General features: G+C 74.5%; 23 protein-coding genes. 12 read left to right on the top strand and 11 right to left on the bottom strand.

From position 1 onward, the window contains the following. Positions 1 to 178 precede the first annotated feature (178 nt). From BJY14_RS44005 to BJY14_RS47985, 4 genes are all read left to right on the top strand, one after another. Positions 179 to 1,456 (top strand): carboxylate-amine ligase, encoded by a 1,278-nt coding sequence (locus tag BJY14_RS44005; protein WP_179849021.1) that lies wholly within the window; start codon positions 179 to 181, stop codon positions 1,454 to 1,456. A gap of 136 nt (positions 1,457 to 1,592) precedes the next feature. Further along, positions 1,593 to 2,735 (top strand): iron-containing redox enzyme family protein, encoded by a 1,143-nt coding sequence (locus BJY14_RS44000; RefSeq protein ID WP_312879763.1) that lies wholly within the window; start codon positions 1,593 to 1,595, stop codon positions 2,733 to 2,735. A gap of 17 nt (positions 2,736 to 2,752) precedes the next feature. After that, positions 2,753 to 3,454, top strand: a complete 702-nt coding sequence (locus tag BJY14_RS43995) for a HemK2/MTQ2 family protein methyltransferase (protein ID WP_179849019.1) — start codon at positions 2,753 to 2,755, stop codon at positions 3,452 to 3,454. 73 nt (positions 3,455 to 3,527) lie between these two features. Further along, positions 3,528 to 3,692, top strand: a complete 165-nt coding sequence (locus tag BJY14_RS47985; RefSeq protein ID WP_221493748.1) for a CDGSH iron-sulfur domain-containing protein — start codon at positions 3,528 to 3,530, stop codon at positions 3,690 to 3,692. A 66-nt stretch (positions 3,693 to 3,758) separates the two neighbouring features. On the opposite strand, the gene BJY14_RS43985 is transcribed toward BJY14_RS47985, so the two are convergent. The 6 genes from BJY14_RS43985 to BJY14_RS43960 all read right to left on the bottom strand — a co-directional run bounded on the left by BJY14_RS43985 (position 3,759) and on the right by BJY14_RS43960 (position 8,926). After that, positions 3,759 to 4,010 carry a hypothetical protein gene (locus BJY14_RS43985; protein ID WP_179849017.1) on the bottom strand — a complete coding sequence of 84 codons (252 nt, stop codon included), beginning with the start codon at positions 4,008 to 4,010 and terminating at the stop codon, positions 3,759 to 3,761. A 101-nt stretch (positions 4,011 to 4,111) separates the two neighbouring features. Beyond that, entirely contained in the window at positions 4,112 to 5,188 is a 1,077-nt protein-coding gene (locus BJY14_RS43980; protein WP_179849016.1) for an NAD-dependent epimerase/dehydratase family protein, read from the bottom strand. A 142-nt stretch (positions 5,189 to 5,330) separates the two neighbouring features. Next, positions 5,331 to 6,110, bottom strand: coding sequence for a methylated-DNA--[protein]-cysteine S-methyltransferase (locus tag BJY14_RS43975; RefSeq protein ID WP_179849015.1), 780 nt, complete (start codon positions 6,108 to 6,110; stop codon positions 5,331 to 5,333). Then, complete coding sequence (locus BJY14_RS47040; protein WP_179849014.1) at positions 6,107 to 6,817, bottom strand: RNA polymerase sigma factor; 711 nt, start codon at positions 6,815 to 6,817, stop codon at positions 6,107 to 6,109. The genes BJY14_RS43975 and BJY14_RS47040 overlap by 4 nt, the downstream gene beginning before the upstream one ends. Positions 6,818 to 6,890: 73 nt before the next feature. Next, on the bottom strand, positions 6,891 to 7,556 hold the full coding sequence (locus tag BJY14_RS43965; RefSeq protein WP_179849013.1) for a response regulator transcription factor: 666 nt from the start codon (positions 7,554 to 7,556) through the stop codon (positions 6,891 to 6,893). Next, entirely contained in the window at positions 7,553 to 8,926 is a 1,374-nt protein-coding gene (locus BJY14_RS43960; RefSeq protein ID WP_312879762.1) for a sensor histidine kinase, read from the bottom strand. The genes BJY14_RS43965 and BJY14_RS43960 overlap by 4 nt, the downstream gene beginning before the upstream one ends. A 129-nt stretch (positions 8,927 to 9,055) precedes the next feature. Here BJY14_RS43960 and BJY14_RS47035 point away from each other — a divergent pair, with 129 nt between their 5' ends. Both BJY14_RS47035 and BJY14_RS43950 read left to right on the top strand, forming a co-directional pair. Beyond that, positions 9,056 to 10,831: a sensor histidine kinase gene (locus BJY14_RS47035; RefSeq protein ID WP_179849012.1), complete on the top strand. Its 1,776-nt coding sequence runs from the start codon at positions 9,056 to 9,058 to the stop codon at positions 10,829 to 10,831. Continuing rightward, positions 10,828 to 11,496, top strand: a complete 669-nt coding sequence (locus BJY14_RS43950; protein ID WP_179849011.1) for a response regulator — start codon at positions 10,828 to 10,830, stop codon at positions 11,494 to 11,496. The genes BJY14_RS47035 and BJY14_RS43950 overlap by 4 nt, the downstream gene beginning before the upstream one ends. A 124-nt stretch (positions 11,497 to 11,620) precedes the next feature. Here the strand turns inward: BJY14_RS43950 and BJY14_RS47030 are convergent, their stop codons facing one another. Next, complete coding sequence (locus BJY14_RS47030; RefSeq protein WP_179849010.1) at positions 11,621 to 12,382, bottom strand: phosphatase PAP2 family protein; 762 nt, start codon at positions 12,380 to 12,382, stop codon at positions 11,621 to 11,623. A gap of 111 nt (positions 12,383 to 12,493) precedes the next feature. Further along, the gene (locus BJY14_RS43940; RefSeq protein ID WP_246396341.1) at positions 12,494 to 13,198 is read right to left on the bottom strand and encodes a DedA family protein; all 705 of its coding nucleotides are present in this window, start codon (positions 13,196 to 13,198) and stop codon (positions 12,494 to 12,496) included. A 270-nt stretch (positions 13,199 to 13,468) separates the two neighbouring features. Between BJY14_RS43940 and BJY14_RS43935 the strand changes: the two genes are divergently transcribed. The 4 genes from BJY14_RS43935 to BJY14_RS43920 all read left to right on the top strand — a co-directional run bounded on the left by BJY14_RS43935 (position 13,469) and on the right by BJY14_RS43920 (position 18,179). After that, positions 13,469 to 14,083: an HAD family hydrolase gene (locus tag BJY14_RS43935; RefSeq protein WP_218905869.1), complete on the top strand. Its 615-nt coding sequence runs from the start codon at positions 13,469 to 13,471 to the stop codon at positions 14,081 to 14,083. Positions 14,084 to 14,183: 100 nt separating this feature from the next. Beyond that, positions 14,184 to 14,657 (top strand): helix-turn-helix transcriptional regulator, encoded by a 474-nt coding sequence (locus tag BJY14_RS43930; protein ID WP_179849008.1) that lies wholly within the window; start codon positions 14,184 to 14,186, stop codon positions 14,655 to 14,657. Positions 14,658 to 14,739: 82 nt separating this feature from the next. After that, positions 14,740 to 17,130, top strand: a complete 2,391-nt coding sequence (locus tag BJY14_RS43925) for an ATP-binding cassette domain-containing protein (protein ID WP_179849007.1) — start codon at positions 14,740 to 14,742, stop codon at positions 17,128 to 17,130. Positions 17,131 to 17,204: 74 nt separating this feature from the next. Continuing rightward, on the top strand, positions 17,205 to 18,179 hold the full coding sequence (locus tag BJY14_RS43920; protein WP_179849006.1) for a hypothetical protein: 975 nt from the start codon (positions 17,205 to 17,207) through the stop codon (positions 18,177 to 18,179). Positions 18,180 to 18,192: 13 nt separating this feature from the next. On the opposite strand, the gene BJY14_RS43915 is transcribed toward BJY14_RS43920, so the two are convergent. Beyond that, entirely contained in the window at positions 18,193 to 19,269 is a 1,077-nt protein-coding gene (locus BJY14_RS43915) for a tyrosine-type recombinase/integrase (RefSeq protein WP_179849005.1), read from the bottom strand. A gap of 51 nt (positions 19,270 to 19,320) precedes the next feature. On the opposite strand from BJY14_RS43915, the gene BJY14_RS43910 reads away from it, so the two are divergent. Together BJY14_RS43910 and BJY14_RS43905 are read left to right on the top strand one after the other, a co-directional pair. Further along, the gene (locus BJY14_RS43910; protein WP_179849004.1) at positions 19,321 to 19,779 is read left to right on the top strand and encodes a hypothetical protein; all 459 of its coding nucleotides are present in this window, start codon (positions 19,321 to 19,323) and stop codon (positions 19,777 to 19,779) included. Between the two features lie 37 nt (positions 19,780 to 19,816). Next, positions 19,817 to 20,524 carry a DUF72 domain-containing protein gene (locus BJY14_RS43905; protein WP_179849003.1) on the top strand — a complete coding sequence of 236 codons (708 nt, stop codon included), beginning with the start codon at positions 19,817 to 19,819 and terminating at the stop codon, positions 20,522 to 20,524. On the opposite strand, the gene BJY14_RS43900 is transcribed toward BJY14_RS43905, so the two are convergent. Then, the gene (locus BJY14_RS43900; RefSeq protein WP_312879761.1) at positions 20,517 to 21,629 is read right to left on the bottom strand and encodes a serine hydrolase domain-containing protein; all 1,113 of its coding nucleotides are present in this window, start codon (positions 21,627 to 21,629) and stop codon (positions 20,517 to 20,519) included. The two genes, BJY14_RS43905 and BJY14_RS43900, sit on opposite strands and share 8 nt — an antisense overlap. Further along, on the bottom strand, positions 21,614 to 22,135 hold the full coding sequence (locus BJY14_RS43895) for a pyridoxamine 5'-phosphate oxidase family protein (protein ID WP_179849002.1): 522 nt from the start codon (positions 22,133 to 22,135) through the stop codon (positions 21,614 to 21,616). The genes BJY14_RS43900 and BJY14_RS43895 overlap by 16 nt, the downstream gene beginning before the upstream one ends. Between the last annotated feature and the right edge of the window lie 267 nt (positions 22,136 to 22,402).

The raw sequence follows: 22,402 nt of genomic DNA, 5'->3' as shown, positions 1-22,402 counted from the left end.
GTCGATCCTGGCCGGGCGAGGCGCCGCCGGGCAGGCACCATCGCGGCGGGATGCGGAACGATCCGGTCAGGGCGGCCGTCCGGGGCGGGGTAAAGGATCTCGGGCAGGGGAGGGAGGGGACGTTCTGGACGGGAATCCCCCGGGGTGAGGGGGTCTGTACGAGTGAGGGGGACTCGGCATGGGCGGAGGCGTGAAGGGGCACGCGCCGGGCGTCAGTCTCGGGGTGGAGGAGGAGTTCCTGCTGGTGGACGCGGTGTCGGGGGAGTGCGTCGCGCATGCCGAGGACGTCCTGGAAAGGGCCGGGCCGCACCGGTGGCGGACCTCGGGTGGATCGTTCCACACCGAGTTGCTGGGGTCGCAGGTGGAGGCGGTGACGGGGGTGTGCCACAACCTGGCGGGCCTGCGCGCGCAGCTGCGGTACGGGCGGGCGCGGCTGGCGGAGGCGGCGCGGAAGGACGGCGCGCTGCTGGTGGCGTCGGGGACGCCGGTGCTGGGCGGCAGCCCGCCGCCGGCCGCGCGGGGCGAGCGGTTCGCCGCGATCGTGTCCGCCTACGGCGACGTGGTCGAGGACTACCAGGCCTGCGGCTGCCACGTGCACGTCGGCGTCACCGACCGCGAGTCGGCGGTGGCGGTGGTGAACCATCTGCGGCCGTGGCTGCCGGTGCTGGTGGCGCTGGCGGCCAACTCGCCGTTCGACCGCGGGCGCCCCACCCGCTACGCGGCGCGCCGGATGATGGAGATGGCCCGGTTCCCGGGCGCGGGCGTGCCGCCGTGGTCGGCGTCGGCGGCCGACTACGACGCACGGGTCGCGGCACTGGTGGAGTCGGGCGCGCTGGTGGACGGGGCGATGACGTTCTGGCTGGCGCGGCCGTCGCCGCGGTGGCCGACGGTGGAGGTGCGGGCCGGGGACGCGGCGGCGACCGCGGACGAGGCGGTGCTGCAGGCCGCGCTGGTGCGGGGCCTGGTCGGCGCCGCGCTGGCGGATCTGGCGGCGGGCCGGGAGGCGCCGCAAGCCGACGGGCAGGTGTGCGCGGCGGCGCTGTGGAACGCGGCCCGGCACGGGCTGGACGGCGCGATGGTGGACCCGGTGGCGCGGCGGGCCGTCCCGGCGTGGCGGCTGGTCGACGGCCTGGTCGCCCGCGCGGCCCCGGCCCTGGAGGAGGCCGGTGACCTGGGCGCGGTGCTCACGCTGGTGGAGGGCGTGCGCCGCGCGGGGACGGGCGCGGACCGGCAGCGCCGAGCGGCGCGGCGCGGCGGCCCGCGCGCGGTGGTGGACATGCTGGCCCGGCAGACCGAGTCCGGCGACCTGGCCCCCGGGCCGGACACCGGTGCGGGGCCGGGTGGGCCGGTGGGCGGCGCCGACGGGGGCACGGCGGACGCACCGGACGGGATTTCAGGGGAAGAACCGGGCGTATGGGACGCGGGTGAGCGGGTACCGGAGCCGGATGCCCCTTGACGACGGAGGAGATATGACCGCTCACCAGGACCGGCCGCCCTCCCGCGGTCCCGAGCCCGGCCCGGGGAACGGCCGCGGGACGGGCCCCGCGTCAGACCGCGGGACGGGTTCTGCGTTCGGGTCGACGCTCGGGCCTGTGCGGGCGCGCGCGGACCGGGCGCCTGTGCTGCCGGCGCCGCGCGGGCCGCTGTCGCGGGCCGTGACGGACGCCCTGGCCTCGGGCCGGCCCCCGGACCCACTCGACGCCCCCCTCGACGACCCGCCGGGCCCGGCCGGGATCGCCGGCCGCGTCGCCGAGGTGCGGTCCTGCGACCCCTACGGCGAGGATCTGCAGCTGGCACTGCACACCTGCTACGAGCTGCACTACCAGGGATTCGCGGGCGTGGACCCGGACTGGGAGTGGGATACGGGACTGCTGCGGCTGCGCGGGGCGATGGAGGCGGTGTTCCTGGCGGCGCTGCGCCGCGACGTGGGGCGGGCGGGCGGCGCGGACGCGGCCCGCGACGTGCACGGCGCGCTGGAGGAACTGCTGGTCGAGCCCGTGGACGCCCGCGGCGTCTCCCACCATCTGCTCGACGAGGGCACCCGGGGGCAGATGCGCGAGTACGCGGCGCTGCGGTCGGTGTACCACCTGAAGGAGGCCGACCCGCACGCGTGGGTGATCCCGCGGCTGCGGGGGCGGGCCAAGGCGGCCCTGGTGGCGGTCGAGTTCGACGAGTTCGGCGGCGGCCGCCCGGAGATGACGCACCAGGGCCTGTACGCCGATCTGCTGGACGACCTGGGGCTGGACCCGTCCTACGGCGCGTACGTGGACGCGGCGCCGGCGGTGATGCTGGCGACGGTGAACATGATGTCGCTGTTCGGGCTGCACCGGTCGCTGCGGGCCGCGCTGGTGGGGCACTTCGCGGCGGCGGAGATCACGACGGCGCCGTCGGCGCGGCGGATGGCGCGGGCGCTGGAGCGGCTGGGCGCCGGGCCGCGCGCGCTGCTGTTCCACACCGAGCACATCGAGGCCGACGCCGTCCACGAGCAGGTGCTGCGCCACGAGGTGATCGGCGGGCTGCTGGAGTCCGAGCCGGGCCTGGCCGGGGACGTGGTGCTGGGCGTGCGCGCGACGGGCCTGCTGGAGGACCGGTTGGGCGGGCATCTGCTGGAGTGCTGGCGGGCGGGCCGCCCGGCGCTGCGGCGCCCGCTCGCGCCGGAGACGGGCGATGCGGTGACCGATGCGGTGACCGGTGCTTCGGGCGGCGCGCAGACGGTCGCCGGGGTGGCGCGGTGAAGGGGGAGGGGCGGGCGATGATGCTTTTCAGGCCGCCGGGCGTGTACCGGCCGCAGGCCGACACCTCGCTGCTGACGCGGGCGCTGCTGGCGTCGCTGGCGCGGACGGGGGCGCCGCCGGGGGCGCGGGTCCTGGAGCTCGGCACCGGGACGGGCGCGGTGGCGCTGGCCGCGGCGCGGGCCGGCTGCGAGGTCGTCGCCGTGGACGCCTCGGCGCAGGCGGTGCTGGCGGCGCGGGTGAACGCACGGATGCGGGGGCTGCCGGTGCGGGTGCTGCGCGGCGACATGTTCGCGCCGGTCGCAGGGCTGGAGTTCGACGTGATCGTCGCCAACCCCCCGTACGTGGCCGGGGACGTCGACCCGGCGTCGGTGCGGGGCCGGGCGCGGGCGTGGGAGGCGGGCCTGGACGGCCGGGTGCTGCTGGACCGGATCTGCGCGCAGGCCCCCCGGCACCTGTCGCCGTCGGGGACGCTGCTGGTGGTGCATTCGGCGCTGAACGGGGTGGCGTCCACGCTGGTGGGGCTGCGCCGCGCGGGGATGCGGGCGTCGGTGGTGGCGCGGCACCGCGAGCCGTTCGGGCCGGTGATGCGGGGCCGCGCGGACGGGTTGCGGGCGCGGGGCCTGCTGGTGGCCGGGCAGCGGCATGAGGACCTGGTGGTGGTGCGCGCCGACCGGATCGGGGAGGAGGCGTGCGATGAGCGTGACCGGGAGGCCGCCTGAGAACCCGTCCGCGGCGCGGCCGCAGAGCGCGGCCGGGGAGGGGCCGGGTGGCCGGGAGCGGCGGCGGGTGCGGATGGTGCCGGGCGGGCCGGTGCTGGTGGAGGGCCCGGTGGAGGTCGTGATGGAGGACGGGTCGACGGCGGTGTCGGACCGCTGGCTGGTCGCGCTGTGCGCGTGCCGCCGCAGCCGCGCCTACCCGTTCTGCGACACCAGCCACCGCCGGCGCCGCCGCGACTGATCCGGCCCACTGACCCGGCCCGCTGATCCGCTGCCGGCCCGGCCGCGAGGTGTGGCGTGCGGCGGGTCAGCCGCCGAGGCTGTCCAGGGCGGTGTCCAGCCGCTGGGCCAGGGCCTCGAGCTGCTCCTCGTTGGCGCCGGTGTCGAGTTCGGCGATGACGGCGTCCCGCGTGGTGATCACCATGGCGTCCTCGGGGCCCTCGCCGCGGCCGGGGCCGGACGGGACGACGGCGGCGCGGCCCTCGACGACGACGAGCGCGGCGCCGCGGTCGGTGGAGGCCAGCAGGGTGTGCAGGTGCTCGGCTGTGATCGTCGGCATCGGGTGACCTCCGGATCGGTTGTCGGCGGATCGGTGCCCGGCGGACGCGCCGGACCGTGCCGCCGGTCATCGTGATGTGGTGATGTCGTGGCGGCGGGGGGTCAGGGTTTGCGGCCGACGCCGGTGGCGAACTCGCGGCCGCGCATCCGCCCGCCGGTGTCGGGGGACAGCGGCGGGGTGTCGCGGCCGGCGCCGGTGCGCAGCCCCTCCAGGAACTCGGTGATCGCTTCGCGGGCGGTGTGCCGGGGCGTCCAGCCGAGCTCGTCGCGGGCCCGGGCGGTGTCCATGAGCGGGACCTGCAGGGCCAGGTCGAGCAGGGCGGGGGAGGCGGGCACCAGGTGCAGGCTCCAGGCGGCGGCGAGCGCGGCCCGCACGCCCCGCGCGGGCAGCCGCACGATCCGGGCGCCGAGCAGGTCGGCGAGCTCGGCGGCGTCCAGGGCGGGTTCGGCGGCGAGGTTGAAGGCGCCGCGGGCCTGGCCGGTGGCGGCGAGCCGGAACGCCTGCCCGGCGTCGGCGGAGTGCAGGACCTGCAGCCGCAGGCCGGGCAGGTCCGGCACGACCGGGATGAGGCCGGGGCGGGCGAGGCGTCCGGGCAGCAGCGGCCCGGCGAACAGGCGGCGCTGCTCGCTGGCGCTCTGCCGTTCGAAGATGAAACCGGGCCGCAGCCGCACGACGCGGCAGTCGGGGTTGGCGGTCTCGAAGGCGTCCAGGAGCCGCTCGACGTAGGCCTTCTCGCGGCTGTAGGCGGCCTCGGGCCACCCGTGGGTGGGCCAGGACTCGTCGACCGCGCGGTCCTTGGGGCCGGGAGAGTAGGCCCCGACGGAGGAGGAGTACACCAGCGCGGGCACGCCCGCGCGGGCGGCGGCGTCGAACACTCGGGCGCTGCCGACGGCGTTGGAGTCCCAGGTCACCGCGGGCCGGTGGGTGGGCTGGAACAGCCACGCCAGGTGGACGACGGCGTCGGCGCCGCGCATCAGCGGGACCAGGTCGGTGTCGGTGACGTCGGCCTCGGCCCACCGAAGCTTGCCGGTGCCGCCGGGGTCGGCCTCGCGGGCGGCGCCGGGGCCGGGTTCGCGGCGGGACAGTCCGGTGATCTCGGTGACGGCCGGGTCCTCGGCGAGCGCGCGGACGGTGCTGGTCCCGATGTTGCCCGTGGCGCCGGTGACGACGACGCGCATGGCGATCTCCCCCTCGTCGGCGGTTCGCCCGCGGGCTCGTCCCCGCAGGTGGACGGCCCCATTCCCGTCCCGCGCCGATGTATGCCCACCGCCCCGCCCACCGCCGGGCCGTGCCGCCGGGCTCGGCCGGCGGGGCCGCGGGTCAGGCGGGGAGGGCGTCGCCGGGGCGGCAGTGCAGGCACGGCCGGTACCCGGCGGCGCGCGCGGCGGCCAGGTCCCCGAACCCGCGCCGGTGCCCGGGGGTGATCCGGCGCGCGTCCGCGCAGGTCGGGTAGCACACGATCCCGGTGGTGTCGGAGCCGACCAGCCGCACGCCGCGCCGGGCCAGATCGGTGACCTCCTCGACGTCGACGTCCTCGGCGCGCAGCAGCCGCTCCTTGGCCTCGGAGCCGAACACGTAGTCGCCCAGGGTGCCGTCCGAGCGGGTCACGCGGTGGCAGGGGATGAGCAGCGGGACGGGGTTGCGGCCCAGCGCCGACCCGGCGGCGCGGACGGCCTTGGGGCGTCCGGCGTGCCGGGCCACCCACGCGTAGGGGCGGGTCTGCCCGCGGGGGATCTGCGCGGCGGCGCGCAGCACGGCGGCCTCGAAGTCGCTGAGTCCGCGCAGGTCCAGGCGCAGCGGGCCGAGCCGGCCGGTGCGCAGGGCGGACAGCAGCCCGGCCGGGGGGCGGTCGGCGGGCAGCAGCGGCCGCGCGAACCGGGCGCGGAACGCCGCCGCGAACTCCCGGTCGTCCATGCCGGCGCGCAGGTAGGCGACGCCGTGGTCGGTGAAGGCGACCTGCAGGCCCTCCAGGGGGCCGGGGACGTGGAGGCGGCGGGCGGCGATGCGGTCCAGCAGGGCCGGGGGCGCGTCGGCGGCCAGTCCCGCCAGTTCACCGGCCAGCGGGTCGGGAGTGCCGCCGGCGGGGTCGGTGCGGTTCATCGGGTGCCCCCTTTCTGCTCGGGGTCGAGCGCGGAACGGTCGGGCTGGACGCGGTCGGGCTGGACGTGGTCGGCTTCGGGCGGGCCGGGGGCGGCGCGCAGGGCGCGCAGGCGGGCCAGGCCGCGGGAGATGTGGGACTTCACGGTGCCCTCGGGCAGGTCCAGGACGGCGGCGATCTCGGCGACGGGCAGGTCGGTGACGTGGCGCAGCACGACCGCGGCGCGCTGCTGGTGGGGGAGCCGGGCCAGCAGGCCGGCCAGTTCGCGGCCGGTCTCGTGGCGGGCGGCGGCGTCCTCGACGCCCTCGCCCGGGTCGGGCGGGTCGGGGGCGTCCTCGATGGGGCCCGGCGGCGGGCGCCGCGCGGCCGAGCGCAGGCTGTTGCGCCACACGTTGGTCAGGATCGTCAGCAGCCAGGCCCGCGGCCGCAGCCCGGCGATGCGCGCCTCCTCGTAGCCGGTCAGGGCGCGGTAGGCGCGCAGGAACGCCTCGGCGGACAGGTCCTCGGCCTCGGCCCACCGCCCGCACAGGCGCAGCGCGGTGGAGAACACCGCGCCCCGGTACGCCTCGTACAGGGCGGCGAACCCCTCGTCGAGGTCGCGGGCGAGGGCGGCGGCGACCCGCGCCCCGGCGGTGTCGCCCCCCGGGCCGCTCCTGTCGCCGCCCGCGGCGCCGGGGGCGTGGCTGAGGGCTTCGTCCGTAACCGTCACATCCGTTCAAACACCGCCGCGACCGGCCCGGTTGCGGCGGTGTGCCCAGGCGAGCGGCGGGCCGGGCGGGTGGTCAGCCGAGCCAGCCGGGGCGGATCATCCCCGTCTCGTAGGCCAGGACCACCAGCTGCGCCCGGTCGCGGGCGCCGACCTTGCCCAGGATACGGCTGACGTGGGTCTTGGCGGTGGCGGGCGACAGCACCAGGCGGCCGGCGATCTCCTCGTTGGACAGGCCCGCCGCGACCAGCCGCAGCACCTCGCTCTCCCGGTCGGTCAGCGAGTTGAGCTCGGCGGCGGGCGGCGGCGCGGTGATCCGGGAGGCGAACTCGGCGATGAGCCGCCGCGTCACCGTGGGCGCCAGCAGCGCGTCGCCGCGCGCCACCACCCGCACCCCGTGGATCAGCTCGGTCGGTTCGGTGTCCTTGACCAGGAACCCGCTGGCCCCGGCCTTGATCGCGCCGTAGACGTAGTCGTCCAGGTCGAACGTCGTCAAGATCACCACGCGGACGTCGGCCAGCCGGGGGTCGGCGATGATCCGCCGGGTGGCCTCCAGCCCGTCCAGGACGGGCATGCGGATGTCCATCAGCACCACGTCGGGCCGCAGCTCCCGGGCCCGCGCCACGGCCTGCTCGCCGTCCCCGGCCTCGGCGACGATCTCGATGTCGTCCTCGCCCTCCAGGATCGACCGGAACCCCGCCCGGACCAGTGTCTGGTCGTCGGCCAGCATCACCCGGATCACGCGCTCTCCTCCATATCGCCCAGCCCGCTGTCGTCTCTCGTGCCGCCCGCGACGGGCGGTTCGGCGGCGGCGTCCAGCGGCAGCCGCGCCCACACCCGGAAACCGCCCGCCGGATTCGGTGCGGCGGTCAACTCCCCGCCGACCGACGCCGCCCGCTCGCGCATGCCCCGCACCCCGTTGCCGCCCGCCGCGCCATCGGCGTGCGCGGCGGTTCCGTCGTCGTCCACCCGCACGATCACCTCGCCGGGGAACAGCCGCACCTCGACCGTGACCGCGGCGGCCCCCGAGTGCCGCACGACGTTGGTCAGCGCCTCCTGCACGATCCGGTACCCGGCCAGCCCGACCGGGGCCGGCAGGTCCTCCAGCGCCGCCGTCCCCGGCGAGCCGGGCTCGGGCAGGTCACCGGCGCGGCGGACCGCCAGCCCGGCCGCGGCGGTCTGGTCCAGCAGCTCACCGACCCGCGCCAGCGACGGCGGCGGCGCCACCGGCCCGTCCGCCCCGGGACCGTCCGGCCCCTCGGCGTCGACCTGCCGCAGCACGCCCAGGATCCCGCGCAGCTCCCGCAGGGTGTCCTTGCTCGCCGACTTGATCGCCTCCAGCGCCGTGTAGGCGCGGCCCGGGTCGTCGCGGCGGTGCAGCGCCGCCCCCGCCTGCACGTTGATCAGCGAGATCTGGTGGGCGAGCACGTCGTGCAGCTCCCGCGCGATGCGCAGCCGCTCGGCGACCGCGCGGCGCCGCGCCTCGGCCTCGCGGTCGCGTTCGGCGGCGGCGGCGCGCCGCTCGGCGGCCTCGGCGAGCGCGCGCCGGCCGCGCACGTACTGCCCGACCGCCACCGTGACCAGCAGCCCCAGCGACAGCGACGCCACGCCGCGGGCGTCGGTGACCGCGTCGGGGTCCTCGCCGCTGCCGCGCACCGACGCCGCCGCCAGGAATCCGGCGTTGACGACGATGACCGCGCCCAGCGGCACCGCCACCCGGCACTCCACGGCCGCGTTGAACAGCGCCAGCCACAGCACGACCGCGACGGGCCCGTCGGGGTACCCCAGCGGGTAGTACAGCGGCGGCACCACCACGGCGACCACCAGGACCGCCACCGGGTGGCGGCGCCGCCACGCCAGCGCCGCCGCCGCCGCGACGATCAGCGCCAGGCCGCCCGGCCACAGGGGCCGGTCCCCGGGCTTGACCGCCGCCTCGCTCATCGCGACCGTCACCGCCAGCACCGCCGCCGCCAGCAGCGCGTCGGCCGCCCGCCCGCGCGGCCACCACGCCCCGCCCGCGATCCTGCCGAAGACCCCGGCCACCGCCGCGCCCCGGCCCGCCGCGCCGGACGCGCCGGTCCGGCGCCGGGGGCGGGGCGGGGTCGCTGTCACGCGCCAACCGTAGTTCAGCCCCGCACCGCCCCGCGCCCCCACCGGAGATCATCCCGTCGGGGCGCGGCCGCGCGCGCCCCTGACTTTCGTCAGTAACGGCCCAGTTCACAGGCCAGTAGCGTGGGGCCCGTGAACGACTCCGCGGCCCCCGGTCCCCCCGCACCCGCGCCGCCGCCGTCCCGGCTGCGGGCGCTCGTGCGCCGGCCGTCCCGCGCCGCGCTGGTCAAGGACGTCCTGCTGTACGGGGTCCTGGCGTTCCCGGTCGTGGTCGGGATGATCTCCCCGCCGCAGCCCGCGCGGGCGTCGTGGTGGCTGCAGGCGGCCGGGCTCGGCGTGCTGGCCGCCGCGATCGCGGCGGGACGCGCCTGGCCGGCCCCGGCGCTGCTCACCGTGATCGCGCTGACCCTCGTCCACGGCAACTTCGTGTTCGCCATGCCCGTCCTGTCCTACCTGGCGGGCCTGCGCAGCACCCGCGCGCGGCCGCTGCTGTGGGGCTTCACCGGGGTGTTCGTCGGCGGGGCGCTGCTGTCGGCGGTCCGCGGCACGCAGGTCACCACCTGGTTCCCCTCCACCGTCTGGCTCGTCCTGCTCGGCGTCCTGCCCTGGCTGGTGGGCCGCTACTGGCGCCAGTACCAGGAGCTGCTGAGCGCCGGCTGGGAACGCGCCGAACGCCTCGAACAGCAGCAGCGCATCGCCGCCGAACGCGAACGGCTCCGCGAGCGCGCCCGCATCGCCCAGGACATGCACGACTCCCTCGGCCACGAACTGGCCCTGATCGCCGTTCGCGCCGGCGCGCTGGAGGTCGCGCCGGGACTGGACGACCGGCACCGGGCCGCGGCCGCGCAACTGCGCACCGGCGCCGCCGACGCCACCGACCACCTCCGCGAGATCATCGGCGTCCTGCGCGACGACACCGCCGACCCCGCCGCCGACCTCGCCGCCGATCCCGCCGACGCGGCGGCCGGGGGAGGGGCCCCCGAGCCGCCGGCGCGGCCCGCACGCGAGAGCATCCCCGACCTGGTCGACCGCGCCCGCGCCTCCGGCGTCCCCGTCCGCCTCACCGGCGACGCCCGGGCCCCCGCCGAGCTCGGGACGATGGCCGCGCTCACCGCGCACCGCGTCGTGCAGGAGGCCATCACCAACGCCGCCAAGCACGCCCCGGGCGCCGCGGTCACCGTCGCCCTCGCCCGCACCGGCACCCGCGGGATCACCGTCACGGTCGCCAACGACCCCCCGCCGGACGGGCCGCCGCTGCTGCCCTCCGGCGGCCGCGGCCTGGCCGGCCTCACCGACCGCGTCCGCCTGCTCGGCGGGACCCTGCACGCCGCGCCCACCCCCGGCGGCGGCTTCCGCCTCACCGCCGACGTCCCCGCGACCCCCGACCCCACCCCCGGCCGGGCCCCGGGACGGGCCAGACCCACCGCCCGGGACGCCCTGCGCACCGCCCTCGGCCTCACCCCCGCCGGCGCGGGGGAGTGGCCCTCCGAATCGGCCCGCCACCTGGCCCGCGAACGCCGCCAGGTCCGCCGCGGCCTGATCACCGCGATCGCCGCCCCCACCGCCCTCATGGCGGTCCTCGGCACGATCATGGCCGGCCACTACGTCTTCGTCACCCTCAACTCCGTCCTGCGGCCCGCCGACTACGGGTCCCTGACCGTCGGCGACCCGCAGGACCGCGTCGAGCGGGCCCTGCCGCCGATGCAGACCCCCGACGCCGGCACCGTCCGCGCCGCCGTCCCCGAACCCGCCGGCGCCGACTGCCGCTACTACCGGCCCGACGCCAACGTGCTCGGCGTCGGCCGCATCTACCGGCTGTGCTTCGCCGGCGGGCGCCTCACCGCCAAGAACGCCTACGACACCCACCGGCTGAACGACCGGCGCATCCACGACCAGGAGGACCAGTGATCCGGGCCCTGCTCGCCGACGACGAGGCGATGATCCGCGCGGGCGTGCGCGCCATCCTGACCGCCGACCCCGGCATCGAGGTCGTCGCCGAGGCGGGCGACGGCCGCGAGGCCGTCGACCTGACGCTGCGGCACCGCCCCGCGGTCGCCCTCCTGGACATCCGCATGCCGCGGCTGGACGGCCTGGCCGCCGCCGCCGAACTGCGCCGCCTCGCCCCCGCCACCGGCGTCGTCATGCTCACCACCTTCGGCGAGGACGAGTACATCGCCCGCGCCCTGGCCGGCGGCGCCAGCGGCTTCCTGCTCAAGTCCGGCGACCCCCGCGAGCTGATCGCCGGGGTCCGCGCCGTCGCCGGCGGCGCCGCCTACCTGTCCCCGAAGGTCGCCCACCGCGTCATCACCCAGATCGGCGGCGGCCGCCTGGACGGCCGCGCCCGCGCCCGCCGCCGCATCACCGCCCTCACCCCCCGCGAGCGGGAGGTGCTCGCGCTGCTCGGCGCCGGCCTGTCCAACGCCCAGATCGCCGGGCGCCTGCACGTCGTCGAGGGCACCGTGAAGGCCTACGTCAGCGCCATCCTGACCCGCCTGGACGTCCGCAACCGCGTACAGGCCGCCGTGCTGGCCTACCAGGCCGGACTCGTCGACGGCATCGAGGACCCCGCCTGACCCCGGGGCCGCCCGGCACCACCGGGTGGCGCACCCGTGCGGCGCAAGCGAACGGGCCGCCCCAGGCGGCGCCGAAGCACCACCCGAGACGGCCCGTGAAACCCTGCCCCGGCCCTGCGGCCGGTCAGCGGAGCGGACCCCGGCGCGGCGGCACCCCGCCCATCACGTCCGGCATCGTCACCGACGCGTCGTCCAGCGGAGCGGACGCGCCCATCATCGGCGCCCCCGCGACCGCGGGCCGCGGCGTCCCGAGCGGCACCCCGAGACCCGGGCCCTCCGGCGCCGACGGACCCGCCCCCAGCAGCACGGCACCCGCCGTCCACCCTCGCAGCGCCTCCACCAGCGGCCGCGCCGCCAGCACCAGCACCAGCGCCGCCGCCGGCGCCACCACCACGCCCACCAGGAACCCCGCCGCCACATCGTGCGGGTAGTGCACGCCCACGAACACCCGCGAGAACGCCATCAGCGCCGCCAGCGGCAGCACCAGCGGCGCCATCGCCCGCCACGCCACCACGATCGCCGCCGCCGACGCCGCCGCGATCGTCGCGTGGTTGCTCGGGAACGACCAGTCGCCCTGCGCCGGGCACGCCGCGATGTGCACCGCGCCCGCCACCGCGCGGCACGGCCGCTCCTCCTGGATGAAGCTCTTGGACACCTCGCTCACCAGATACGCCGACACCACCGCGAACGGCGCCGCCAGCGCCAGCCCCATCGCCCGCGCCTCCAGGCCCCGGGCCCGCCACCAGCCCACCACGAACAGCACCGCGAACAGCAGCAGCCCCGCGTCCGTGCCCACGTCCGCCGCCTCGTGCACCCACGAGGGCGTGCCCTGCGCGAACTCGGTGATCTCCCGGTACAGATCGGCGCTGAAATCCGGCGCTCCCATGCTCTCCCTCACGCTCGCAGCGGCCCCGTGCCCGTCATCTGTCAGACACCGAAAAGCCCGCTGATGTTCACCTTCCGGCCATAGGAGGACAACCCTTTCACCTTAGGGGGATCACTCGCCGGGCATTGGCCCCACTCGTGCGGCCGGCCTCCGCTCACCCGGCCCCTGCCCCGGCCGCACCGCCCCGGCCCCCTCCAGGGAACCCTCGCGATCCCGGGCTCCGCGCCGGCGCCGCCGCGCGAACCGCACGGCCTCCACCGCCCCCGTCACCCCCAGCGCCAGCCCGAGCCCGACCGCCACGCCCTTCAGCGGATCGTCCTCGAACGCCACCCCGCCCACATAGCCCAGCAGCGCCCCGTACAGCGCCCACGACACCGCCGCCACCGCCGCGAACAGCGAGAACGACCGCAACCGGTACCCGACCGCGCCCATCGTCAGCGTCACCGCTGTCCGCCCGCCCGGCACGTACCGCGCCACCACCAGGATCAGCCCGCCCCGCTCGTCCATCGTCCGCCGCGCCCATCCGAACGCCGCGTGCCGCCGCGTCCCGGGCCGCGCCCCCCGCACCAGCCGCCCGCCCGCCCGGCGTCCCACCAGATACGACACATGATCGCCCAGAAACGCGCCCGCCGCCGCCAGCGACACCACCGGCACCAGCTCCGGCCGCCCCGACGCCGCGTACACCCCCGCGGTGATCACCATGCTCTCGCTCGGCACCACCGGGAAGAACCCGTCGAGAAACGCCACCGCGAACAGCGCCAGATAGAACCACGGCGACGTCACCGCCGTGTCCACCACACCCATGAGTCCGTCCATGGCCACGACGCTAAGGAAGCGCCACCACCCGGCGGATCCCGCGAAAGACCCCGTTCACCCCCGACTTTCGGCAGGGGAGGAGCCCACCCCCACAGGAGCCAAGGACCACCACGCCCTCACCCCCGAGGACGACCCCCGCACCACCCGACCTCGCACCCGGCCACACCCCGCACCCGGCCCGCACCCGGCCCCGCCCGAAGGAAACGATTGGCGTCCCGGCCCCGCTTCCACCACACTTCACACCCTGTGGGACACCTGCACATATTCGACATGGACGGCACCCTGCTCACCGGCACCACCGCCAACCTCGAGATCGCCCGCCACCTCGGCACCCTCCCCGAACTCCACGACCTCGAAGCCCGCTTCGCCGCCGGCACACTCGACACCCGCGGCTTCTCCACCGAGATCCACCGCCTGTGGCGCCACCTCACCCCCGCCGTCGTTGCCGCCGCCTACCACGCCGCCACCTGGCTCACCCGCATCACCGACGTCTGCGCCGACATCCGCGCCCGCGGCGAGCACTCCGCCGTCATCACCATGTCGCCCGACTTCTTCGCCCACCACCTCCTCGACCACGGCTTCGACGACGTCGTAGCCTCCCGCTTCCCCCCAATGCCCTTCACCGGCACCCTCGACCCCGCCGGAATCCTCACCCCCGCCGACAAGGTCCGCATCGCCGACGACCTCCTCGCCCGCCACCGGCTCACCACCGACCAGTGCACCGCCTACGGCGACTCCATGTCCGACGCGCCCCTGTTCCGCCACCTCACCAACACCGTCGCCGTCAACGCCGACCACCACCTCGCCGGCATCGCCGCCCTCGACTACCGCGGCACCGACCTCCACGCCGCCTACACCCTCGCCCGCACCCTCCACACCACCTGAACACCCCGCCCCACCACCCGGCCGCTGACCTGGGGGAGCGGGACGACAAGACCCGCCCCACCGCACCCCCGACCCCGCCACCCATGGCACGATCACCCACGTGACCAGCAGACCCGCCGACCAGCAACACCTGCGCGACCTCGCGCTGCTGCGCCGCGTCCGCGACCGCATCGACCGCGACTACGCCCAACCCCTGGACGTCGAGGCACTCGCACGCGGCGCCAACATCTCCGCCGGCCACCTCAGCCGCCAGTTCCGCCAGGCCTACGGAGAATCGCCCTACTCCTACCTGATGACGCGCCGCATCGAACGCGCCATGGCCCTGCTGCGCCGCGGCGACCTCAGCGTCACCGAAGTGTGCTTCGCCGTCGGCTGCTCCTCCCTGGGCACCTTCACCACCCGCTTCACCGAACTCGTCGGCACACCCCCCGGCGCCTACCGCCGCCAAGCGGCCCACGCCGCAGGACCCACCTCCTCCGGCACCGCCGTCGGCGTACCGTCCTGCCTGGAAAAACAGGTCACCAGACCGATCAGGAATCGAGAAGCCCCCACCGACACCCCGCCCCTAACCTGAAACCCCACGGCACCCCGCCCGCACCCACGATCGGGTAGACAGGTGCCACCGCCACGCGCCCCACCCAGGGAGACACGACACGATGAGCATGGCCACGAGCACGGACGCCCACCCGCCCGCGCCCCACGCCGCCGACAGCCACGACCTGATCCGCGTGCACGGCGCACGCGTGAACAACCTCAAGGACGTCGACGTCACGCTCCCCAAGCGCCGCCTCACCGTGTTCACCGGCGTCTCCGGCTCCGGCAAGAGCTCCCTGGTCTTCGGCACCATCGCCGCCGAATCCCAACGCATGATCAACGAGACCTACAGCGCCTTCGTCCAGGGCTTCATGCCCACCCTCGCCCGCCCCGACGTCGACGTCCTCGAAGGCCTCACCACCGCCATCATCGTCGACCAGCAGCGCATGGGCGGCGACGCCCGCTCCACCGTCGGCACCGCCACCGACGCCAACGCCATGCTGCGCATCCTGTACAGCCGCCTCGCCGAACCCCGCATCGGCTCACCCCAGGCCTACTCCTTCAACGTCGCCTCCATCAGCGGATCCGGCGCCGTCGCCTTCGAACGCGCCGGGAAGACCGTCAAAGAACGCCGCAGCTTCAACGTCACCGGCGGCATGTGCCCCCACTGCGAAGGCACCGGCACCACCAACGACTTCGACCTGACCGCCCTCTACGACGACACCCTCTCCCTCAACCAGGGCGCCCTCACCGTCCCCGGCCACAGCATGGACGGCTGGTACGGCCGCATCTTCCGCGGCTGCGGCTACTTCGACCCCGACAAGCCCATCCGCGACTACACCCCCACCGAACTCCACGACCTCCTCCACAAGGAACCCACCAAGGTCAAGGTCGAAGGCGTCAACGTCACCTACGAAGGCCTCATCCCCAAAATCCAGAAATCCGTCCTCAGCAAAGACCGCGCCTCGATGCAACCCCACATCCGCGCCTTCGTCGACCGCGCCGTCACCACCACCCCCTGCCCCGACTGCGGCGGCACCCGCCTCAGCGACACCGCCCGCTCATCGAAGATCAACGGCATCAGCATCGCCGACGCCTGCGCCATGCAGATCAGCGACCTCGCCACCTGGGTCCGCGCCCTCGACGAACCCACCGTCGCCCCCCTCCTCAAAGCCCTCGGCGACACCCTCGACTCCTTCGTCGAGATCGGCCTCGGCTACCTCTCCCTCGACCGCCCCTCCGGCACCCTGTCCGGCGGCGAGGCACAACGCACCAAGATGATCCGCCACCTCGGGTCCTCCCTCACCGACGTCACCTACGTCTTCGACGAACCCACCATGGGCCTGCACCCCCACGACGTCCAGCGCATGAACGACCTCCTCCTGCGCCTGCGCGACAAGGGCAACACCGTCCTGGTCGTCGAACACGAACCCGAGACCATCGCCATCGCCGACCACGTCGTCGACATCGGCCCGGCCGCCGGCACCGCGGGCGGCACCATCTGCTTCGAAGGCACCGTCGACGGCCTGCGCACCAGCGGCACCACCACCGGCCGCCACTACGACGACCGGACCCCCCTCAAAACCGACCTGCGAACCCCCACCGGCACCCTGCAGATCCGCGGCGCCAACGCCCACAACCTCCACGACGTCGACGTCGACATCCCCCTCGGAGTCCTCGTCACCGTCACCGGCGTCGCCGGCTCCGGCAAGAGCTCCCTCATCCACAGCTCCATCCCCAAGGGCGCCGGCGTCGTCTCCATCGACCAGAGCCCCATCCGCGGATCCCGCCGCAGCAACCCCGCCACCTACACCGGACTGCTCGACCCCATCCGCAAGGCCTTCGCCAAGGCCAACGGCGTCAAACCCGGACTGTTCAGCGCCAACTCCGAAGGCGCCTGCCCCACCTGCAACGGCGCGGGCGTCATCTACACCGACCTCGCCATGATGGCCGGCGTCGCCACCACCTGCGAGGAATGCGAAGGCAAACGCTTCCAGGCCGACGTCCTCGACTACACCCTCGGCGGCGAGAACATCAGCGACGTCCTCGCCATGCCCGTCGACCAGGCCGAACAGTTCTTCGCCACCGGCGAGGCCCGCACACCCGCCGCCCACCGCGTCCTGCGCCGCCTCGCCGACGTCGGCCTCGGCTACCTCACCCTCGGCCAGCCCCTCACCACCCTGTCCGGCGGCGAACGCCAACGCCTCAAACTCGCCACCCACATGGCCGAGGACGGCGGCGTCTACGTCCTCGACGAACCCACCGCCGGCCTCCACCTCGCCGACGTCGAACACCTCCTCGGCCTCCTCGACCGCCTCGTCGACTCCGGCAAGTCCGTCATCGTCATCGAGCACCACCAGGCCGTCATGGCCCACGCCGACTGGATCATCGACCTCGGCCCCGGCGCCGGCCACGACGGAGGCCGCATCGTCTTCGAAGGCACCCCGGCACAGCTCGCCTCCGCCCGCTCCACCCTCACCGGCGAACACCTCGCCGCCTACCTCGAAACCTGACCCGAACAGGCGGGGGAGCGGCGCGGTCCGGCGCCCACCAGATCCGGTACGCCCACGATCAGTACTGTTCGCGCATGGGATGCTGGACCGCCTACCTCCTCCGCCTCGACGACGGCTCCCACCGGGAGATGGACGAGAAGTACGGCCGGTGGCACCTCACAGGGGCCGACGACCGCGCCGACCTCGTGAAACGGATCCTGACCGACGGCAGACCCGTCGACGGAGCACCGAAAACGGCACGGTCCTGCCAGGGCATCGCCCTCGACCTGCCCACACGCCGGTACCGGTTCTACAGCTGCGCCTTGAACATGCCGTCCGCGGGCGTCAGCCACCGCGAAAGCATGGCCCTGCGCCTGGCGGCGACGCCGGGCTGGGAGGACTGGGACGTCGCCCACGCCTGGGGCGGAGACGACGAACTCCGCCGCCTGCTCTTCCCCGAACTCCCCACCGAACCCGCAAAGACCGAGGCCGTAGAAGTGAACCTTGCCTCACGCGACTACTGGTTCGTCGACTGGGACCCGGACGCCCACCAGATCACAGTCCGCCACGACGAACTGATCGCCGACGCCTTCGCCCACGCCACCTGCCTCATCAGCGTCATCACCGCCGACGCGACCCTCACCCACTGGCAACTGACCAACACCATCGCCCCGCTACTGGCACACCACGGGGAATCCCTCCCCACCACCCTGGCCGCCGGCGCACCCTTCCCCCTGGCCGCCGAAGACGCCGTGACCGACGGCGCGGTCATCGACCTACCCGCCCGCCGCCTGCGCTACTGGACCACCGACACCATCCCACCAGGGCTCATCGCACAGATGGAAACCACCTGGCCCGGCTGGAAAGTCGAACGCCTCGCCTGGGGCCACCTCGCCCACCTCGCCGCCATCGGACAACACCCCGACGGCCTCAGCATGACGGACACCGAACTCCGCGACGCCCACTGGGACGACCAACTGATCACCATCAGGAACCACGCCCGCGACACCCTCCCCACCGAACCACGCCGCCTGACCCCACCGACCGTGCGCGTCATCGGCCAAGGCTGAAAACCGCCCCACCTCAACCACCCCGCCGGCCCTCCACCGGACCCAGCAGCGGATGCACCCGCATCGCCGCCTCCAACTCACCCGGAAGCTCATCCCGATACCGGCCCAACGTCGACAGATCCGCATGCCCCAGCACCCGCCGCACCGCATCCATGTCCGTCGCCGCCGCCAGCAGATGCGTCGCCGTCGTATGCCGCAACCCATGCGGCGTCACACTCCGCCGCCGCCCCCCGTCCACCCGCTCCAGCACCCGATCGATCACACCCTGCACATCACCCCGCGCCAACCGCCGCCCCCGCCACGACAACAGCAACGCCTTCGGCTCCCGCCCCCGATCCAGCAGCCCCCGCCCCTCCGCCAGATACGCGTCCAGCACCTCCACCACCGGACGGGGAAGCGGCACATCCCGCGTCCGCCCACCCTTACCGAAGATCCGCCAATACCGCGTCCCCCCGTTGACGAAGAAATCCTCCACATTCGCCCCCGTCAACTCCGACACCCGCGGCCCCACCGCCGCCAGCAGCAACACGACCAGCCCGTCCCGCAACTCCGTCCGCTGATCCGCACGCCGCCGCGCCCCCGCCCCACCGGCCCCCGCCTCCGGCTCCTCCGCCAGCCCACGCGCCGCCCCCAGCAACCCCTCCGCCTGCTCCACCGTCAATGCACGCCGCTCCGCCCGCAACCCACCCCGCTGCTTCGGCCGCACCGTCACCGCCTGCATCGGATTCAACTGCACCCACCCCGCCACCACCGCATGCCGGAAGAACGCCGACACCGAACGCCGGAACCGCGCCTGCGACGCCGCACTCTGCAACGGCGCACCCCCCGCCACCACAGGCCGCGCCCCCCGACGCCGCCGCTCATCGGGCTTGCGCGCGAACCTGAGCAGAACCTCATCCACGTCCTCGCCCGTCAGATCGTCCAGCACCCGACCCTCACCCGCCAGCGCCGCGAACGTCACCACGTCCCGCACGTACACCTCCGCCGACGCCGGCGCCAGCGCACCCGTCGACGCCTTCGCACGCACCATCTCCGCATAACGATCCACACACTCGGCCACGGACACACGCTGAACATCGGCAGGACGCACCCGCCGGACGCTACCCCCCGCCACCGACAGAACCCCCGTAAGATCGACAACATGGGGGACCGGGCACTGTTCGACCAGATCAGCGAGATCGTCCGCGGCTCCACCCCACCCCGCCTCGGCCACCCCCACCTCCACGTCCGCCACAACGGCGTCAAAGTCTGGTTCGGCGACCCCGCACCCCAGCGCGAGCACTACGAAGCCCAGATCATCCCCGCCGCACTCGCCCCCGGCGCCCACCACCACGCCATCGAGATCGGCTTCCACGCCGAACACCCCGCCGAACCCGACAACCAGGCCGCCCTCACCCACCTGCTCACCACCGAACCCGCATGGCGCGCCGACCTCGGCGACGACCCCCAAACCGGCCCCTTCCTCGGCCGCACCACCTGGCGCCGCATCTCCGAGACCTGGCCCGACACCGACCTCACCGGCCCCGACATCCCCTTCGAGATCGGCGTCCGCCTCGTCGACTACATCCGCGCCCTGGAACCCCACCGAAAACGGGTATGACCACCCGCACGCGTCCACCGGACAGGGGAGGGGGCCCGTGCTCATCGGCACATCGGGATGGCAGTACACCGACTGGCGCGACGTCCTGTACCCGCCCGGCCTCGCCCAACGACACTGGCTGCGGCACTACGCCGACACCTTCGCCACCGTCGAGAACAACAACGCCTTCTACCGCCTCCCCACACGCGAAACGTTCGAGCACTGGCGCGACGACACCCCACCCGGATTCGTCATGGCGGTCAAAGCCAGCCGCTACCTCACCCACATGAAACGCCTCAAAGACCCGGCGGAACCGGTCGCGCGCCTCATGAACGCCGCCCGCGGCCTGGGGGAGCGGCTCGGCCCCGTCCTGCTCCAGCTCCCACCCACCCTGCAGGCCGACACCGACCGCCTCACCGCATGCCTGCGCCGCTTCCCGAAAGGCGTCCGCGTCGCCGTCGAACCCCGCCACCCGTCCTGGTGGACGGACCACACCCGCCGCGCCCTGGAACACCACGGCGCCGCCCTGTGCTGGGCCGACAGCCTCGGCGAGGCGCAGACACCCCTATGGCGCACGACCGACTGGCTCTACCTGCGCCTGCACGAGGGGCCCGCCGAACCCTGGCCGGAGTACGACGACGAGACCCTCCAACGCTGGGCGGACGAGCTCGGCGGGGGAGAGCAGGACGCCTACGTCTACTTCAACAACGACCCCGGCGGCGCCGCCGTCCGCAACGCCCTGCGCTTCACCGACCTCATCAGGTGAGCACCGACGCGGTCAGGTCCGCGAGCCGTTGCGCGGTATCGAAATGGGGAGTGAGACGCGTCTTGGTCAACGCGAAAGACGTACCGGTGGCGACCTCGGCGTAAACGTAGCTGCCGCCACCACCGACCCAACCGAACGCGGTAGGCGTCTCATCCGGCCGCGTACCGATGCGGCCGAGCGGAAAGCCCAGCCCCAACCGCACGCGATTACCGAAGACCCGGTCAGTGCCCTCGAAGGCCACCGCCGTCAACTCCTCCAACTGACGTGAACCGACGAGCCGACCGTCCAGGACCGCGGCGTTCACGGCGGCCATGCCCCGCGCGGTGAACGTGCCGACCGACGGGACGTCCGCCTGGAGGATCTCGTGGCTGTTGCCCATGGCCGCAGTCGGCTGCAACTCCCAGGGCGCGAGAAAGGCATCGCCGCCAGGCGGAACGTCAGGGGGAGAGGCCGGGGGAGGCACGGCGTCTTCGAGCCGCGCCAGCCGGGCCAGCTCGCTTCGGGGGACACCGAAATACAGGTCGCCCTCGATGCCCAGCGGCGCGGTGACCCATTCACGCAAGAGCTGCCGCATCGACTTGCCCGTGGCCCGGCGGGCGACCTCGCCGACCAGGAAGCCATAGGTGAACGAGTGGTACCCCGTCTCAGCCCCGGGCCGCCACCTCGGTTCGGCGTCGGCGATCGCGGCGCAGACCCGCGACCAGTCGGCCAGGTCACCGGGACCGACGCCCCGGGGCATCCCCGGCACGCCTACCGAATGCGTGAGCACGTGCCGGAAGGTCGCGGCCGCCTTGCCGTGGGCACCGAACTCCGGCCACAGGTCGACCACCGGCATGTCGTACCCGACGGCACCGGACCCGACGAGCAGGTGAGCGATGAGCGACGTCATGACCTTGCCGGCGGAGAAACTGAAGAACGGGGTCTCCGAGGTCACCTCGCGCCCGGTCTCGCCGTCCGCCACGCCGGAAACGGCATCGGCGACCAGAGCGCCGCGGTGGTGGACGGCCACCTGCAGCCCCGTTTCGGCTCCGGTGCCAACGAGCTCGTCAAGGACGCTCTGAACCTTCTGCTGCAGTGAGGCCATCGCCGTCACCTGCTCGGCCACGTGTAGCGGGTCTGGCTGGCCACCGGCAGCTTGCCGAACGCGAAACCGACAGTGGGCGCGACTCGGTACAGCCTCACATCACCGGCGACCACGGCCTCGCCCAGCCCGTACCAGGTGCCCTCAGGGCTGGTCAGATGCGCGCCGTACTTCCGCTCGAAGTCCGCGACGGCCTGTTCACGATCCGACCGCTCGTCCACCACGGACGCGAGGCCCTCGATGACGACGTCCACGCCGGTCAGGGCATTCGTGCCGGTCGTCAGCGCGCACCGGGGATTGTGCTCGAGATTGTGCGCCTTGCGCTCCTGGGCACCCGTGGTGAAGCACATGCCGCCCAGGCTCCAAGCCGCCAGCAACGGCGTCACGTGCGGCCGCCCGTCCGGCCGCACCGTGGAAAGCCAGAACACCTCCGCCTCACCGAGCACCGCCAGGGCCGACGCCCACGGCGTCGCCTGCGCGTCCGGAGAGGAGAAGGGCCCGAGTTCGGCATCGGGTTCACGGTCGAACATGTCACATCCTTTGATCATGATCCTTGGCCGGCCCCGCGCCGTTGACGCAGCCGAGCCGACCCGGCACATCCTCCGGGCAGGTGGTACACCCCACCCAGGTGATGACCCGAACCCGCCGGGAAACTCATCGGCCCGCACGGACGGCGCAGCAGCGATCCGACCGCGTTCCTCAAACCGGACAGAATCTAGCTTCTGTACGGTTTAGGGGCGAAAGGGGGCGAAACCTCGCGCGGAGGAGAGATGGCGTTATCCATGACGTGGGAGGTC

This window comes from Actinomadura luteofluorescens (assembly GCF_013409365.1).
GTDB lineage: Bacteria > Actinomycetota > Actinomycetes > Streptosporangiales > Streptosporangiaceae > Spirillospora > Spirillospora luteofluorescens.
Note: the sequence above shows the minus strand (reverse complement) of the source record. Positions and strands in the feature narration are given on the sequence as shown.